Raw genomic sequence first — 16677 nt, 5'->3', positions numbered from 1 at the left:
GACTATTCACCCCCGCGGCCTCGCGGTGGATCGGTGTGCCACCGCCCCGAGAGGGGCGATGGCGGGGTTCGATCTGGATCAGAGCGTCCGGCCGCCCTGTGCGCCCTTGGCGGCAGCGGTCAGGTCCTCGACGGTCTTCTGCGCCGTCGCCTGGCCGAGCAGCAGGGCGTGGACGATGTCGCCGACCTTGGCCTGGAAATCCGGGTACCAGGGCAGGGTGCGGGCCGGCACGACGTTCGACTTGGTGGCGAAGGTGTCGGACAGCAGAGCGAGATCGTAATAGTCGGGGAACGAAGCGACCACTTCGGGGTCGGTGAAGAAGCCGGCATAGGGGGCGGCGAGGCCGGCGGCCTTGGCCCACTGGTTGAACACCTTGAACTTCCCGTCGGTGTCCTTCCAGCCGTAGTACTTCATCAGGTCCCAGGTCGCGAGGCGCTCGTCGTCGCTGTCGGACTGGCCCATCTGCAGCACTTCGCCGATCTGCAGCGTCGACGGGCCTGCCGGCGCCGTCTTGACGTTGGCCGATTGCGGGCCTTCGAGCGAGCGGATCGAGGTCAGGAAGTAGTGGTGCAGCACGTAGAAGGCGGCGTTGCCCTGCGCCATCTCGTTGCTCAGCTTACCCGGATCGTCGGTCAGCAGCGACTTGGGGGCGAGGCCTTCCTGGTACATCGCCTGCCACCACTCGAACACGCCCACCGTCTTGGGATCGTCGGCGAACACCGGCTGGCCGGCATCGTCGAAAGCGGTGATCTCTTCGTTGAGCAGGTAGGTGTGGAGGTATTCCTCGCAGAATTCCTTCACCCAGTAGGCGACGTAGGGCGAGGCGACGGTCGACTGCAGCGACTTCGAGGCGTCGTAGATTTCCTTCAGCGTCGTCGGCACGGCGAGGCCGGCATCGGCGAGGAACTTCTCGTTGTAGTGCAGCATGTGCACGGCCGAGAAATACGGGGCGCTGATGATGTCGCCGGCGGCGTTGACGTGGCGGCCGCGGGCGCTCTCGAACATGTCGGCGATCATGTCGTCGACGCCGGGCAGGCCGTTCAACGTCTTGGCCCAGCCCTCGTTGACGAACTTCTGCGAGTTGTAGGCGAAGTTGTAATAGAGGTCGATCTTGTCGCCGCCGCGCAGACGGGTCTGCAGCGCCGGGGTGTAGCCGAGGTTCGGGATCACGGCGACATTGACCGCGGGGTTGCCCGCTGCCGTCCATTCACCGACCAGCGACTTGATGGTGTCGGGCTGGAAATCCCAGGCCAGCATATCGAGCGTGCCCGAGTAAGCGGCCTTGGCCGTGCCGGTCATCAGACCCGGCAGGAGGCTGGCGGCCAGCGCCGATGCGCCGCCGGCCTTGAGGAAGGAGCGGCGGTTCAGCGAACCGAAGCCCCGGGTGGCGTTAGTGGTCGTCATAGCTTTCCCTCCTAGACGAACTGAACCGACAACACGTCGCAAACGACGTTCCGATCTCCTGCAACCACCGGTTACAGGCCTTCCGGGTCCGGCCCGACGGACCCGCTCTTCGACATCTCAGCCGAGCTATCTGGCCCAACCGATCGGCAGGCGAAGCGCTTCCCTGTTGCCTCGCTGCCTGTCGTCAGATCGCAACGTTATGACGGCTGCAATCATATATCAATACGACTTTTCGCATATGAAAAGTCCCACGCTATCGCAGAGTTTTCATAACGATTTCAGCGGTTTCGAGCGTCCGATCGATATCCGCATCGGTATGCGCGGCGCTGATGTGGTTGCGCTTGATCGGCATGGGCAGCATGAAGATGCCGCGCTCGCACATGCCCTGGCGGAAGGCGAGATCGCGCGCCGTGTCGTTGACCAAGAGGTCCTCGTAGCGCTCGATCTTGCCGCTCATAAAGTAGGGGGTGAACACCGAGCCGAAGCCGGCCGACACCATCTCGATGCCGAGCCGGCCGGCGATTTCCGCGAGCCCGGCGCGCATCCGGTCGCCGAGCCGAAAGGTGCGCTCGTAGACCGTGCCGTCCTCGAGCGCCGCGATGGTGGCCAGCGCCGCGGCCGAGCCGACCGGATGACCGTTATAAGTGCCGCCGACGAACACCTTGCCGCCCGGCGCGGTCGAGAACTGCAGCATCAATTCGCGTTTGCCCGCGATGATGGCGCAGGGATAGCCATTGGCGATGGCCTTCGCGAAGGTGCTGATATCGGGCTTCACCCCGAGCACCGACTGATAGCCGCCGAGCCCGTGGCGGAAACCGGTGATCACCTCGTCGAAAACCAGCACGATGCCGTGCGTATCGCAAAGCCGGCGCAGCCCCTCGACGAAATCCTGCCGCGGCAGCACGCAGCCGATATTGTGCGGGATCGCTTCCATGAAGATAGCGGCGATCTGGCCGGGGTGGTCGAGGATCGCCTGCTCGGTGGCGGCGAGGTCGTTGAACGGCACGATGATGGTGTTGTCGATGGCGTCGGCGAGCTGGCCGGCGCTGCCTGGATCTTTCTTCCCGATCTTGTCGGGTGGGCTCGCGATATTCATCAGCAGGTAGTCGTGCCAGCCGTGGAAGGTGCCCTGGAACTTGATCAGTTTCTCACGCCCGGTGACGCCGCGCGCCAGCCGCACCGCCATGTAGGTGGCTTCCGAGCCCGAGGAGAAGGCGAGCGCCATTTCGGCCGAGGGCACGTGCTGCACCACCTTTTCGGCGAGGGCGATCTCCTGCTCGGTGATGCCGACCCCGACCATGTCGGGACCGGTCAGCGCCTTGGCGACGGCGGCATTCACGGTGGGGTCGTTATGGCCGAGGACGATCGGGCCGAACGCGGCGTGATAGTCGAGATAGGTGTTGCCATCGACGTCGCGAATATAGGCGCCCTCGGCCCATTCCCAGGCATAGGGCTGGTTCAGCCGGCGCGTCGCAGAGTTGACGCCGCCAGGAATGACCTTGGTGGCGCGTTCGGTGATGCTCTTGGATTTTTCGATATGCATGGGAAACCGGGAACTGTCTTAGGAAAGGCCGAGCAGCGTGAGGCTGTCGCGGTGGATGATCTGTTCGATCTTGTCGGCGGGAACGCGCGGCAGCGCCGTACCTTCGACGATGGCATTGACGGTGCGCAGCGCGTGCAGCGTCTCGGCCGGAGTGGTGATCGGGTAGTCCGAGGCGAACAGCAGCTTGTCGAGCACGTTCCACTCGGTGGCTTTGATCATCCCCTCATAGAAAGTGTAGGGCCGGTAGAGCAGGCCCGAGACGTCGGCATAGACATTGGGGTGCTTGCGGATCACCACCGCGGTATCGACCGTCCAGGGATGACCCATATGGGCCATGATGATCTTGAGGTTCGGGTAGCGCATGGCGATCTCGTCGACCACCAGCGGGTGGGCGTATTTGATCGGCGCGGTGCGGACCGGCGAGGTGCCGATGTGAAAGAGGATCGGCAGCCCGTGCCGTTCGGCCTCGCGGTAGATGGCCAGCGCCCGGCTCTCGAGTGGCTCGAACACCTGGTAGTTGGCGCCCATCTTGATGCCTTTGAGGCCGAGGTCGGTGCGCGAGCGCTCGATCTCCTCGAGTGCCTTGGGATCGTGCGGATGCACCGACATGAAGCCGATGAGGCGATCGGGGTGCGCCAGCGTAAAGGCCGAGGTGGCATCATTGACGCCAACCGCCACGTCGCCCGGCTCGTTGAAGCCGTTGACCCCACCGGTAACTTCGCCCGGCGCCCAGGCGACACCGAAGACGATCGACTTGTCCGCCGGCTGCTGCGCCGCGAGGAAATCGTTCCAGCTATAGACGGAATCGACGGAGCGGTCGGGCCGCCAGGTGTGGTGCAGGCGCCGGTTTTCCGGCGGCACGGCATGGCGGAACTGCGGGGTGTGCGAGTGGACGTCGATGATCATGGAGCGGTGGCTTTCTCAGAGCGTTTAGGGGCGCCGAGTTCTTCGGAAATGGCGAGCGCGCAGGCCTCGACGGCCTTGGCGAGTTCGCCGAGACCATCCTGGGTGACGCGGGTGGTGGGGCCGGAAATGCTGACGGCGGCCACGACGGCGCCGGAGTGGTCGCGGATGGGAGCCGCGACGCAACGCAACCCCTGCTCGATTTCCTCGTCGTCGATGGCATAGCCGCGCGCCCGGATCTCGACGATCTGCTCGGCGAGCCGCTTGGGGTCCGTAATGGTGTGCGGCGTGTGCGGTTCGAAGCGCATGCGCGCCATCAGCTGCCGGCGCACCGGCTCGTCCTGGAAAGCCAGCAGCGCCTTGCCGACGCCGCTGCAATGCAGCGGGTCGAGGAAGCCGATGAAGCTCGCCATGCGCATCGAGCGCGAGGCATCGAGCTTGTCGACGCAGAGCGCATTGTCCTCGCTGAGGATCGAGAGGTGCACGGTCTCCCCGGTGCTGGCGACGAGACTCTCGAGATGCGCGCGGGCCGAGCGGCGAAGATCGAGCTCGCCCATGGCCCGCGCACCGATCACCAGTGACAGCATGCCGAGCCGATAGGTCTGGCTCTGCTCATCGCGATCCAAGAGCCGCCGCGCCGTCAGCGTCGCGAGAATGCGGAACACCGTGCTCTTGGGCAGTCCGGTCTCCATAACGATCCCGTCCACGGTCAGCAGACCGTTCTTCCCCGCTACCGCGGCGAGAATATCGACGGCCCGATCCACGGACCGAATGGCGTAACGATCGTCTGAAGAATTCACCAGATGAACTCACAGTTTGGATAGTGAACTGAGTACAGCTGGAATCCGGGGCGGCGTCAAGCGGGCGCTGCGGAGAGCGCGGGGCGATGGACGGAAACGAGAAGGAGCCGGCGATTGCCTGTTGGTGTCTTTGGCAGGCTGGCGGGCCTGCTTCGCTCGACATCCGGCACGCCCACAACGTGCTCCGAGCTGCCGCTTCGCGCCGATGAACAGTGCCATCAGTCAGGGTTCAGCCAAGGGCTCCGATGCTGTTCTCTATCTGGCATTGCCCAGGCATCTGAGAGGAGCTGATCATGACCAACCGGCGATCCGTGTTGCTCGTCGCCCTGCTTGTTTCCGGTCTTTCCGCAACCCCGCCCAGCAAGGCAGTCGATGTCACCGTCGAGTCCGGCGCCTGTGACAGTGCGCTCTCCTGGCAGCAGGTCGCCAATGCCGGTGTCACCCGCATCCGCAGTATTCGCGGAACCAACATGCTGCGCCGCTACGTTGGTCAGATGAACTGGCAGGGCCAGCGGATGGTGGTCGGCGCCGAGGTGCATATGTTCACCTGTGAGCTGACCAACCTGGTCGCTCCAGTCACGCGTGACACGCCGATCTTCGGTCGCTACGCGCGGACGGGAGGATTTGGCGGTTAATCTCCGCCCGTTGCGAGCGTTGCGGTCTGGCGTGCCCCGGCCAGCTCGAGCGCCGCCGGCAGGCGCAGGGTGATGTCGTTCTGGTCGATGGGAATCTGGTGGCGCCTGAGGTGGGCGGAGCGGATGAGGGCGGCGTATTCGGGAAGCTGGATATAGGGCTGACCGGCCAGCCATTCCGGATCGAAGGCAGGGATGGCGAATTGGCCGCGATGCAGTTCGATCAGCGGCTTTGCGGTCGGGAGCAAAGCGAGGAGGTTGGGCCAGTCGATGGCGCCGTCCCCCACTGGCGCCAGGTGGCGGCGGAGATCCGTGTCGCCTTCGAAGCTCAGGGTGGCGTCGTCGATGTGCACCTGCATCACGTGTGGAGCCAGGCGCCGGGCAGCGACGAGCGGCTCCTCGAGCCGGACCAGCATATTGGCGGGGTCGTAGGAGATGCCGAGGGCGTCGGGGCCGACGCGCTCGACCAGCTCGAGACAGTCGTAGGAGGTGATTTCTTCGTGCGTCTTCACCAGGGTTCGCATGCCGAGAGCGGCCAGCACCGGCCTGAGATCAGTGAGCAGCGCCGCGACGGCGTCGAGCTGGGCGCGCCAGTTTGCGGCGCGGTCTTCGAGGGTGCCGATGGTGAAGAACATCTCGCGCATGCCGACCGACGCGCCGGTTTCCAAGAGGCGACGCACACCGCGGGCGAGGTCGCCGTCACCCAGTCGCAGCTCGCGGTCGTGGCGGTCGAGTCGCAGCGGGTTGAGCCAGTCGAGGCTCGCGGCAATGGCAATGCCGAGGGTGTCGGCCTCGGCCTTGAGTTCGCGCAGTACCGCGGGGTCGAGCGTCGGGCTCAGTTCGAACAGGCTGTAGAAGGTGATCTCGCCGGCGCCGAGCGCGGCGGCCTTGCTGATGGCGTCGAGCGGGTCGTTGCCGGCGTCGGGGATGCTGCCGCGCATGAGTGAGAACATCGGAGGCTCCTGGAGTGCTCTGGGGAAGGGTCTGGCATGGCGGCCCAGCGCTCACGGACGTCATTCCCGCGCAGGCGGGAACCTAGTGGGATGCTGCGGCGCTGGCTGCAGTTGAGAGATCCCACTGGGTCCCCGCCTGCGCGGTGATGACGCCGATGGTTAGGGCCGGGCTCGCGCCCGATCATTGGGTAGGTGCAGCCCATCGCAAAGGCGCTCCTAATCGATCGGGAACACGCCGCGGGGAAATCTGGTCAGCCATTCGGCGCCGGTATCGGTCACCAGTGCGACATCGCCGGCACAGACGTGGCCGAGGCTGGGTAGGGTGAAGTTGGGGTGGATCTCGAACACCATGCCCGGTCGCAGCAGCGGGCCGTCAACATCGCGGCTTTTGTCGCGGCGCGGCGACAGTGCTTCGGCGAGGCCGGGCTCGCTGTAATCGAGGCCGAGGGCGTGGCACGACTGGAAGCGGAACGGGTCGCTGTCGCGGCTATAGGGGCACATCGCGTCGATACGGGCTTCGATCAGGTCGACCAGCTCGTGCACCGGACGGCCGGGAACGAGGGCAGCGAGCGCGGCATCCTGGATGTCGAGCAGCCGGGCGGCGGCGTCGCTGAGCTCGGGTGCCGGCTTGCCGCGGCTGCCGATGCGGAGCCCTTGCGCGAAATAGCCTTCGAACGACACCATGGTGCCGAGCTGCACGCGATCGCCGGGTGCGATGCGCGGCGGCAGCTCGAACATCTCGAACCAGGTCACTGGCGGTTCGGGGCCGGTGGAAAGCCAGAGGCGCGAAACATCGGCGCCCAGCGCCCGGCCCGCATGCTCGACTTCGGCCATCAGACGGGCCGGGGTGGCCTCTGGCTCGGTGGCATAGGCGAAGGAGCGGGCCAGCATGGCATCGGAAATCTCCGAAGCGCGGCGGTGCAACGCGGTTTCGGCCGGGTCGCGGTCGAGGCGCATGGACTGGAGGAGCGGATCGATCCGCACCATGCGCGGGAAGGACGAGGCGAAGGTGGTGGCGAGCTTCGCCGTCATCTCGTCGGCGCCGGCAACGCCGACGCGCCACCGGTTGGAGTGCGCGATGGCCGAGGCGCGGGCGACGAGGCCGGCCGGCCCGGCGATCTCGACTTCGTAGAGGCTTCCGACACGGGTGTTGAACAGCCGGGCCTCGTTCTTGCCGGGGGCGATGATCACTGCGTCGGTCAGCGTGATCACCAGCATCGAGGGCGCCCACATCGGGGTGAAGTTGGTGAACCAGCCGATATTGCCACTCGATTGGGTGGCGGCGGCAAGGCCGCGCGGCGCCGAGAAAGCGACGATGGCGTCGAGGCCATGCCGCTCGAGCAGCTCGCGACCGGCGCTTAGCCGTTGTTCAAGCAGGGCGATCGGCAGGGCGGTGGTCATGGCTCGTCCACAAGGTGAGTGAGGCGGTTTTGCTTGGTCGCGAGATCGAACCGGAAAGGTCTGCAACTTTTCCTGATCACGCTCCGGCTGTGCCGCTTGACAATACGTTCGGGATGGTTCGATATCAGACTGTAAGGAAAGTTACCAGACGGTCTCAGATGGACATGCAGATCCTCTCCGGCAGCCCCCGGTTGCTGCGAAACCTCAACGAGAAAGCCGTGTTGCAGCGGCTGCTCTCGGAGGGGTCGCTGACGCGCATGGAGCTCGAGGCCTTCACCGGGCTGTCGAAGCCGGCGATGTCGGATCTGCTGCGCCGGCTGGAAGCCGCAAACCTTATCCGTCGCGACGGAGAGAAGGCCGGCACCTATGGCCCTAAGGCTGGCCTGTGGAGTCTCGAACCACGCTCCGGCTTCGTCGCAGGCATCGATGTCGGCTCCCACGGCATCGATGCCGCCATTTCCGATATCACCGGCAACACCATTGCCAGCTTCCGGCACGCCGCCGAGCCGGGCGATCGCTATGACGCGCATGAGCGGCTGACATCGGTGCTCAACAGCGTCACCCGGGAAGCCGGGATCACGGTGCGCGACATCGACCAGCTGGCGGTGGGTCTCCCCGGTATCGTCGACATCCGGGCCGGGAACCTCCGCAAGGGCCAGCAGCTCCCCAACTGGGAGGGCTACCACATCCCGGAGGCGCTCGAGAGCGTGCTCGGGCATCGGCATGTGCTGATCGAAAACGACGTGAACCTTGTCGCCATCGAGGAGATGGCGTGCGGCGCCGCCAATGGCGTGCAGTCGTTCATCCTCTTCTGGGTCGGCGATGGCGTCGGCGCCGGCGTGGTGATCGGCGGGCGGCTGATGCATGGCTCCACCGGCACGGCAGGCGAACTGGGCGGCGCCATAGTGCCCGACCGGATGGCGAAGCCCGGCGAGCCGGTAAAGATGGCGCTGGTTGAAGCGCTGCTGGACGTGCCGGCGATCGACGCGCTGGTCGCGGCGCACCAGTTGCGCGGGCCGGACAGTGCAGAGGCAATCCGCCAGGCAGCGCTCAGCGACAAGCATCCGAAATTCTTCGCCGAACTCGGCTACCGCGTCGCCGCGGCGCTGACCGGCGCGATCGGCATTCTCGACCCGGAGATGGTGGTGTTGGGCGGGGCCATCGGCCGCGCCGGAGGACGGGCGCTGGCCGACAGCGTCGCCGATATCCTCAAGACCCTGCCGATCGCCATTCCACAGATTGTCCCGACCGCGGTGAGCAGCAATGCCGTGCGGGCGGGGGCCGTAGAACTCGCGCTCGAGCATGCTCGAGAACGTGTGTTCACGGGAGGCAGCGCGGCACGCGGCCTCCCGTGAGGAGATTGGACCACTTGATGAGAAGCACCCATTCCCCGGAGATGATTATGCATCCCAATTCAGTGCCTAAGAAGCCCTCCCCGGGCTTGATCAGACGTTTGCACACAAGCCTTCGCGCCCTGGCGCTTGGGGCGCTGGCCAGCGTATCCGCCTTCGCCGTCACCGCTCCGGCGCTCGCGGAAGTCCCGCTCGACCAGCTGGTCCGGATCGTGGCCGAGGGCGGCAACAGCTTTACCCGCACCTTCAACCCGTTCTCGCCGACGGCGCGCTGGGTCAGCACGCGTACCATGTATGAGCCGCTGATGATCCAGAACTATGCCACCGGCAAGCTCGATCCGTGGCTGGCGACGGCCTATGAATGGTCGGCTGATGCGCTGAGCCTGACGCTCACCCTGCGCGACGACGTGAAGTGGTCGGACGGCCAGCCGTTCAGCGCCGACGACGTCAAGTTCACCTTCGAGCTGATGAAGGCCAACCCCGGCTTGATCGGGCCGGCATCCGGCGCCTTCGGGCAGTACCTCGCCTCAGTCGAGGCGGTTGACGCCAAGACGGTGAAGTTCACCTTCTCCTCGACCTATACCCCCGGCCTCTATTCGCTGGTCGACCAGTTCATCGTGCCGCAGCATGTCTGGAAAGACGTTGCCGACCCGGTGACCTTCGAGAACCCCGATCCGGTCGGCACGGGTCCGTTCACCACCATCGATGCCTTCGGCACCGATCGTTACCAGGTGACCAAGAACCCGAATTACTGGCAGCCGCTCAACATCGAGGGCGTGTTCGTCCAGGGTTTTAACGGCAACGACCAGGTCAGCGCCGCGACGCTCTCGGGCAATCTCGATTGGGGTGGGCTGGTGCCCGACCCGGACGTGACCTTCGTGCCGCTCGATCCCGAGCATTTCGGCTACTGGTGGCCGCGCACGTCGGTGGTGCTGCTGCTCGCCAATACCACTGACGGGGCGCTGGGCGACCCGGTGGTGCGCAAGGCCATGAGCATGGCGCTCGATCGGCAGCGCATGATCAATACCGGCGTCTGGGGCAAATCGGTTGCCGCCAACGCCACCGGCCTGCCGGAAGCGCCGTTCAAGGATTGGCTCGACCCCAAGGTGATCGCCGACGGCGCTTCATGGGTCAGCATCGACCCCGATGCCGCCAACAAGATGCTCGACGAGGCCGGCTACGCCAAGGGCGCCGATGGGGTCCGTGTCGGCAAGGACGGGAAGCCCCTTAAGTACGACATCATCGTGCCCTCGGGCTGGAATGACTGGGTGTCGGCCTGCCAGATCGTCGCCGAGAACCTTAAGGATATCGGCATCGACGTGACGCTCCGCACCACCACGGCGGACAGCTGGACCAACTCGACCTTTACCGGCCAGTTCCAGCTGTCGCTCGGCACGGCGCAGCGGACGGCGACGCCGTTCGAGTTCTATCGCAACAACATGGCGACCACTTCGGTGAAGCCGGTTGGCGAAGCCTCGCCGAACAACCAGCAGCGCTATGGCGACCCCAAGGTCGATGAGCTCTTGGCCAAGTTCGCCGCTTCGACCGATGCGGCCGAGCAAAAGGCGATCATCGCCGAGCTCGAAGGCATGTTCTCGGCCGCCGCGCCGGCCATCCCGCTCTACGAGCAGCCGGACTGGGGTCTCTACAACACCCGTCGCTTCACCGGCTTCCCCAACGAGCAGGACCCGTACGCGCCGCTCAGCCTGCAGATGACCAATGGTCCGCTGCTCGTCTGGCCGCACCTGGCTCGCCGCGCCGAATAACGCGCCGCGCGTCTCGACTACGTGACACGGAGCTCCCGCCCTTGGCGGGTGGGAGCCTCAGCCACCGGCCTCTCAGTGTTCCTCCACCGCGTAGCGGGGGAGGGGGACCAGCGAAGCTGGTGGAGGGGGCGACCCCAAACACCGGCGCGTGCCGCCGCCCCCTCCACCGCCTTCGGCGGTCCCCCTCCCCCGTTTCACGGTGGAGGAACACTGAGAGGCCGGCGCGAAACGCCACATGCGATAGCCTCGTCCCCGGAGCCTGCCGATGTATTACATTGCGAAGCGATTGGCGTTCTATGTGCTGGCAGCGTTCGTCGCCATCACCGTCAACTTCTTCCTACCGCGGCTCACCCCGGGCGACCCGGCGTCGACCATCGTCGCCACCTATTCGACCTCGCTCAACGCCGAGTCGCTGGCGGCGCTGAAGGCCGCCTACGGGCTCACCGACGAGCCGCTGCTGCAGCAATACCTGGCCTATCTGGGCAATGTGCTGCGTGGTGATTTCGGCCGCTCGCTCTCCAATTTTCCAGCGCCGGTGATGGCGGTGATCGGCGCCGGGTTCGGCTGGTCGATCCTCCTCGGTCTCACCTCGGTGCTGCTCAGTTTCGTGCTCGGCTCGGTGCTCGGCGCCATCGCGGCGTGGCGGCGCGGCGGCTGGTTCGACCGGCTGACGCCGCCGGTGCTGCTGTTCCTCGGCTCGTTCCCCTACTTCTTCCTGGCGCTACTGCTGTTCTACGTTTTCTGCTTCAAGCTCGGCTGGTTCCCGATGGGCAACGCCTATTCGAGCGTCAACCCGCCGGCGCTGAACCTCGCTGGTGTAGGCGACATCCTGATGCACCTGATCGCGCCGGCCTTCACCATCGTCCTGGTGTCGCTGGGGCCGTGGACGCTCAACATGCGCAACGCCATGATCGGCGTGTTGAGCGAGGACTATTTGACCCTCGCTGAGGCCAAGGGGCTGAAGCCGCGCCGGGTGCTGCTGTCGCATGCGGTGCGCACGGCGCTCCTCCCCAACATCACGGCGCTCGGCGCGGCGGTGGGGGCGGTGTTCTCGGGGCAGCTCCTGACCGAGATCGTCTTCACCTATCCCGGCCTTGGCTATTCGCTGATGCGCGCTGTCAGCGCCGTCGATTACCCGCTGATGCAGGCGCTGTTCCTCATCATCACCCTGTCGGTACTGGCGGCGAACTTCTTCGTCGACACGCTCTACGTGCTGCTCGATCCGCGGGTGCGGACGGGCGGGGAGGCCTAGATGTCGCTCAGCGAAACCTTCGGCGCCAAGGCGCGCCGGCAACTCCTCGGCTCGATCCCGGTAACGGTCGGGCTGGTCATCCTAGGCGCCCTGGTCGCGGCCAGCGTGCTGGCGCAGCTGATCGCGCCCTATAACCCCAAGCGCGCCACCGGCGGCATCAACGAGCCGCCCTCGCTCGCCCATCTGTTCGGTACCACCGGGCAGGGGCAGGATGTGCTCAGCCAGTTTCTCTATGGCGGACAGAACACCCTGTGGGTTGCCTTCTCCATCGCGGTGCTCACCACCCTGCTGGCGCTGATCGTGGCGCTCACCGCCGCCTATTTCCGCGGCTGGGTCGATGACGTGCTGACCCTCGTCACCAATGTCTTCCTCGTCATCCCCGGCCTGCCGCTGGTGGTGGTGCTGGCGGCGTTTCTGCCGCCCGGGCCGCTGACCATGATCATGGTGCTGACCATTACCGGCTGGGCCTTCGGGGCGCGCTTGTTCCGCTCGCAAGCGCTCAGCCTCAGGGAGCGCGAGTTCATCGCTGCCGCCGAAGACGTGGGTGAAAGCCGCTGGCGCATCGTCGCCATCGAGCTCTTGCCGAACATGGGGTCGGTGGTTGCCGCCTATTTCGTCAACCAGGTGATCTTCGCCATCACCGCGCAGGCGTCGCTGGAATTCCTCGGGCTGGGCGATGGCGGGCAGATCACCTGGGGCTCGATGCTGTTCTGGGCGCAGAACAGTTCCGCGCTGATCCGCGGCGCCTGGTGGACCTTCGTCGTGCCCGGCATGGCCATCGCGCTCACCGCCTTCTCGCTGGCGCTGATCAACAATGCGGTCGACGAGATCGGCAACCCGCGGCTGCGCGCCGACCGGCTGCTGCGCCGGGCCGGCGTCAGGAAACCGAGCGCCACGCTCATGACCCCGGTGAAGCGCGATGCTTGACGTTCCCGCCCTCGATATCGTCGATCTCAGCGTCGGCTATGCCGGCGAGAACGGCATCATCCCGGCAGTCGATCGGGTGTCGTTCAACATCGCGCCGGGCGAGTTCATGGGGCTCGCCGGGGAATCCGGCTGCGGCAAGTCGACGATCGCGCAGTCGATCCTGCGGCTGCTGCGGGCGCCCGGCATCATCACCGGCGGCGAGATCCGCATTGCCGGCAACGACATGCTGTCGGAGGACGATAATGCGGTGCGGGCGTTGCGCTGGCGCACCGCCTCGATCGTGTTGCAGAACTCGCTGACCTCGCTCAATCCGGTGAAGCGGATCGAGTGGCAGTTGCAGGAGGCGCTCAATCGTGGCGGCTCCGCCGTGCGGCGGACGCCGGCCGAACTGCTGCAGATGGTCGATATCGACCCCAAGCGTCTGAGGGCCTTTCCGCACGAGCTGTCGGGCGGGCAACGGCAGCGGGTGGTGATCGCCATGGCGCTGGCGCTTGAACCCAAGCTGATCATCCTCGACGAGCCGACCACGGCGCTCGATGTGATCGTGCAGAAGGAAATCTTCGTCACGGTGAAGGCGCTGCAGCGGCAGATGGGCTTTGCCGTGCTGCTGATCACCCACGACCTGCCGCTGCTGTTCGAAGTGGCCGACCGCATCGCGGTGATGAAGGACGGCAAGATCGTCGAGACGGCGCCGGTGGCGAGGTTCCGGCAGCATCAGGAGCACCCGTATTCGCGGGCGCTGCTGACGGCGTCGCCGAAGGTGGATTTCACCACCCCGCCGGTGGCGCGACCGAAATCGGTGGCGCATCCGGTGCTGGAGACGGCGCACCTTACCAAGGCCTATGGCACGAACCCGCTCACCGGGCGCTCGGCCCTCGTGGCGGTCAACGATGTGTCGTTCCGGCTGGCGCCGGGCGAGATCGTGGCACTGGTCGGCGCTTCGGGCAGCGGCAAATCGACTTTCGGGCGCATCGTTACGGGCCTCACCCGTCCGAGCTCCGGCGACGTGCTGGTCGATGGCCGGACGCCGGTGCCGGTATCGCGCCGCCGGCCGCATCAGCCGCGCGCCGCGCAGATGGTGTTCCAGGATGTTTATGGTTCGCTCAACCCGCTGCACACTATCGGCCACCACCTGCGCCGGGCGGTGATCTCGGCGCCCGGCGGCGACAAGACCGATGTCGAGGGGCGGGTGGCGGCGCTCCTCACCGAAGTCGGGTTGACCCCGACCGCCAGCTATCTCGACCGCCGGCCGCATGAGCTCTCGGGCGGGCAGCGCCAGCGCGTCGGCCTCGCCCGGGCGCTCGCCGCCTCGCCGAAATTGCTGGTTGCGGACGAGCCGGTATCGATGCTCGACGTGTCGATCCGGCGCGACATCCTCAACCTGATCGCCCGGCTGCGCGACGAGCAGGGCGTCGCCGTCCTCTACATCACCCATGACGTGGTCAGCGCCGGTTCCATCGCCGACCGCATCGCGGTGATGCATCGCGGCCAGATCGTCGAAGAGGGGCTGGCCAAGGCCGTCCTCGCCAATCCGCAGCACGACTATACGCGCCAGCTCATCGCCGCCGTCCCCGGCGGCCTCGGGCTCGAAACCCCCACCGCTAACCCGGTTCCCGCATCATGACAGTGACTTCTCAAATTCCCGAAATTCGCGTCGGCATCGACGGACGGAAGTTTCCCCGCGCCGCCGAGCTCGGCCCGATCAAACTCCTCGAGCGCTGCGCCGAACTCGGCCATGCCGGGGTGTTCTTCCGCACCGTACTCGACGTCTCGCCAACGCTCGATGCGGGGTTCCTCGCCGCAGTGAAGCAGCGGGCCGACGAGCTCGGGCTCTACCTCGAAATGGGGCTGGGCAAGATCAACCCCTACAACACGCCCGAGGCGCCCGAGGTCCGCGATGTCGGCAAGGGCGACTACCTCCTCGGCATGACGAGGATGATCGAGGCGACCACCGCGATCGGCTGCACGGCGCTATGGGGCGATACCGCGAACTACCAACGGCACGAGTGGGGACTACACGCTATCGACCGCTACCGCACCGATGTCGACTGGGCCGACCAGCTCGAGGCGACGCGCAAATTCCTTTTGAAGCTGAAGCCGGTGCTCCGGGATCGCGGCGCTGTCATTGCGGTCGAGACGCATGAGGAGATCACCACGGCGGAGATCGTCCGGCTGGTCGAACAGGTCGGCGCCGACATACTGGGGGTGACGCTTGATCTCGCCAATGTGGTGGTGCGCGGCGAGGACCCGGTGGCGGCGACCCGCCGGGTCGCGCCCTACGTGAAAAAGACCCACATGCGCGACATCGTGCTGTTCGCCCGCCCGCTCGGGCTGGAGCGGCAGACGCGAGCCTGCGGCGATGGGGTGATCGACTGGCAGGCGGTGCTGGGCGCGCTGTTCGCCGCCGGCAGTTTCCCCAACTTCACCATCGAGAATGTCTGGGGCTCGGACAAGAACCAGATCCCGCTGTTCGATCCGGACTGGCAGGCCCGCCAGCCCGATGCCGAGATGGGCGAAATCCTCGAGCTGATCCGCCTGTCGCGGCTGTTCGAGGACGGCGTTGCTGCGGGCAAGATGATCGCCCCCGACGACTATTTCTCAGAGCACCCCGACCTCGACGAACTCGAAGGGTTCGTCACGCGCAGTGGCGCGACCCTCAAGGCGGCAGCCGATGCGCTCCGCAATGCTATTTCAAAGGAGTAAGCCGCAAATGAATTATCCGCTCAAAGTGCTCGTCGTCGAAGCCCATCCCGACGAAGCGGAAATGTACTCCGGCGGCACCATGCGGCTCCTCGCCGATAAGGGCGCGGCCATCAAGTTCATGTCGCTGACCAATGGCGACGCCGGCCACTACCAGATGGACCGCGAGCCGCTGAAGCGTCGCCGGGCCCGCGAGGCCTATACCGCCGCCCGCCATCTCGGGGTGCTCGACTACGAGATCCTCGATATCCACGATGGCGAGCTGGTGCCGGACCTGGCACTGCGCACCGCGGTGATCTCGGCGATCCGCCGCTGGCAGGCCGATATCGTCATTACCTTCCATGACGATTGCCCCGGCCACCTCGATAACCGTGTCGCCGGCCGCGCCGTGCGCGAGGCCTCGGGCTTCTGCACCAATGGCAATATCGTGCCGGAGGTGCCGCCCCTCGCCGATGCACCGATCTGCCTGAAGATGACCGATTACGGCGCCATCGACGTGCACAAGCACGATGTGGTGGTGGATGTCGGCGCCTCGATCGATGCCAAGCTCAAGGCCTGCGCGGCGCATGCGACGCAGTTCTACGAGTTCGCCCCGTTCGAGCGTGGCTTCCTCAACGAAGCGCCTCAGATCGGCGACTGGGCGGCGGAACGCGCCTTCATCCTGAAATACTGGCCGGAGTTCATGTACACGCAGCCGGGCATGTCTGGCGCAGGCGAGTTCGCCGAGAGCTTCCAGCTGGCGGAGTATGGAAGGAAGGTCACGGCGCAGGAGGTCTCGGCACTGCTCGGGGTCTAGGGCGGGGTACACCACCGGCGTTGGAGTGGTTGCCTTCTCCCCTTGTGGGAGAAGGTGCCCGAAGGGCGGATGAGGGGTATCTCTCCGCGTCCTATGTCGCCCGTCGCTACGCTCCGGTCGCGCTACACTGCGTTTCGCGAACCCCTCATCCGGCCTTCGGCCACCTTCTCCCACAAGGGGAGAAGGCACTCCCTCGACAACCGGTGGCCCTTCACATGCGACCTCCAGCGGGCGTGGAAGCGTAGGGG

Annotated in this window: 14 protein-coding genes; 8 read left to right on the top strand and 6 right to left on the bottom strand. The window is 66.0% G+C overall.

The genetic code is table 11. The features are described from left to right. Window positions 1-78 precede the first annotated feature (78 nt). From AC1ROK_RS21095 to AC1ROK_RS21080, 4 genes are all read right to left on the bottom strand, one after another. On the bottom strand, window positions 79-1404 hold the full coding sequence (locus tag AC1ROK_RS21095) for an ABC transporter substrate-binding protein (protein WP_492850558.1): 1326 nt from the start codon (window positions 1402-1404) through the stop codon (window positions 79-81). A gap of 253 nt (window positions 1405-1657) precedes the next feature. Beyond that, window positions 1658-2947 (bottom strand): aspartate aminotransferase family protein, encoded by a 1290-nt coding sequence (locus AC1ROK_RS21090; RefSeq protein WP_492850556.1) that lies wholly within the window; start codon window positions 2945-2947, stop codon window positions 1658-1660. Between the two features lie 18 nt (window positions 2948-2965). Next, the gene (locus tag AC1ROK_RS21085; RefSeq protein WP_492850554.1) at window positions 2966-3853 is read right to left on the bottom strand and encodes an amidohydrolase family protein; all 888 of its coding nucleotides are present in this window, start codon (window positions 3851-3853) and stop codon (window positions 2966-2968) included. Next, window positions 3850-4650: an IclR family transcriptional regulator gene (locus AC1ROK_RS21080; protein ID WP_492850552.1), complete on the bottom strand. Its 801-nt coding sequence runs from the start codon at window positions 4648-4650 to the stop codon at window positions 3850-3852. Before AC1ROK_RS21080 ends, AC1ROK_RS21085 begins: the two co-directional genes overlap by 4 nt. Before the next feature lie 293 nt (window positions 4651-4943). On the opposite strand from AC1ROK_RS21080, the gene AC1ROK_RS21075 reads away from it, so the two are divergent. Continuing rightward, window positions 4944-5285 (top strand): hypothetical protein, encoded by a 342-nt coding sequence (locus tag AC1ROK_RS21075; protein WP_492850550.1) that lies wholly within the window; start codon window positions 4944-4946, stop codon window positions 5283-5285. Here the strand turns inward: AC1ROK_RS21075 and AC1ROK_RS21070 are convergent. Together AC1ROK_RS21070 and AC1ROK_RS21065 are read right to left on the bottom strand one after the other, a co-directional pair. Then, complete coding sequence (locus AC1ROK_RS21070) at window positions 5282-6235, bottom strand: sugar phosphate isomerase/epimerase family protein (protein WP_492850548.1); 954 nt, start codon at window positions 6233-6235, stop codon at window positions 5282-5284. The two genes, AC1ROK_RS21075 and AC1ROK_RS21070, sit on opposite strands and share 4 nt — an antisense overlap. Window positions 6236-6451: 216 nt before the next feature. Continuing rightward, on the bottom strand, window positions 6452-7636 hold the full coding sequence (locus AC1ROK_RS21065) for a M24 family metallopeptidase (RefSeq protein WP_492850546.1): 1185 nt from the start codon (window positions 7634-7636) through the stop codon (window positions 6452-6454). Between the two features lie 158 nt (window positions 7637-7794). On the opposite strand from AC1ROK_RS21065, the gene AC1ROK_RS21060 reads away from it, so the two are divergent. The 7 genes from AC1ROK_RS21060 (at window position 7795) to AC1ROK_RS21030 (ending at window position 16429) form a co-directional block, all read left to right on the top strand. Then, the gene (locus tag AC1ROK_RS21060) at window positions 7795-8991 is read left to right on the top strand and encodes an ROK family transcriptional regulator (protein ID WP_492850544.1); all 1197 of its coding nucleotides are present in this window, start codon (window positions 7795-7797) and stop codon (window positions 8989-8991) included. Window positions 8992-9089: 98 nt separating this feature from the next. Next, on the top strand, window positions 9090-10754 hold the full coding sequence (locus AC1ROK_RS21055; RefSeq protein ID WP_492850542.1) for an ABC transporter substrate-binding protein: 1665 nt from the start codon (window positions 9090-9092) through the stop codon (window positions 10752-10754). A 265-nt stretch (window positions 10755-11019) separates the two neighbouring features. Then, window positions 11020-12006: an ABC transporter permease gene (locus AC1ROK_RS21050; protein WP_492850540.1), complete on the top strand. Its 987-nt coding sequence runs from the start codon at window positions 11020-11022 to the stop codon at window positions 12004-12006. Beyond that, a complete protein-coding gene (locus tag AC1ROK_RS21045) occupies window positions 12007-12933 on the top strand; it encodes an ABC transporter permease (protein ID WP_492850538.1) in 927 nt (308 codons plus the stop codon). Continuing rightward, entirely contained in the window at window positions 12926-14557 is a 1632-nt protein-coding gene (locus tag AC1ROK_RS21040; RefSeq protein WP_492850536.1) for a dipeptide ABC transporter ATP-binding protein, read from the top strand. The genes AC1ROK_RS21045 and AC1ROK_RS21040 overlap by 8 nt, the downstream gene beginning before the upstream one ends. Further along, window positions 14554-15636 carry a sugar phosphate isomerase/epimerase family protein gene (locus AC1ROK_RS21035; RefSeq protein WP_492850534.1) on the top strand — a complete coding sequence of 361 codons (1083 nt, stop codon included), beginning with the start codon at window positions 14554-14556 and terminating at the stop codon, window positions 15634-15636. The genes AC1ROK_RS21040 and AC1ROK_RS21035 overlap by 4 nt, the downstream gene beginning before the upstream one ends. Window positions 15637-15643: 7 nt before the next feature. Next, a complete protein-coding gene (locus AC1ROK_RS21030; RefSeq protein ID WP_492850533.1) occupies window positions 15644-16429 on the top strand; it encodes a PIG-L deacetylase family protein in 786 nt (261 codons plus the stop codon). Window positions 16430-16677: the final 248 nt, after the last annotated feature.

The sequence above is a fragment of the Devosia sp. GW821-FHT12F11 genome (assembly GCF_058806655.1).
The sequence above is the reverse complement of the archived record's forward strand: the minus strand, read 5'-3'. Positions and strand labels throughout refer to the sequence as shown.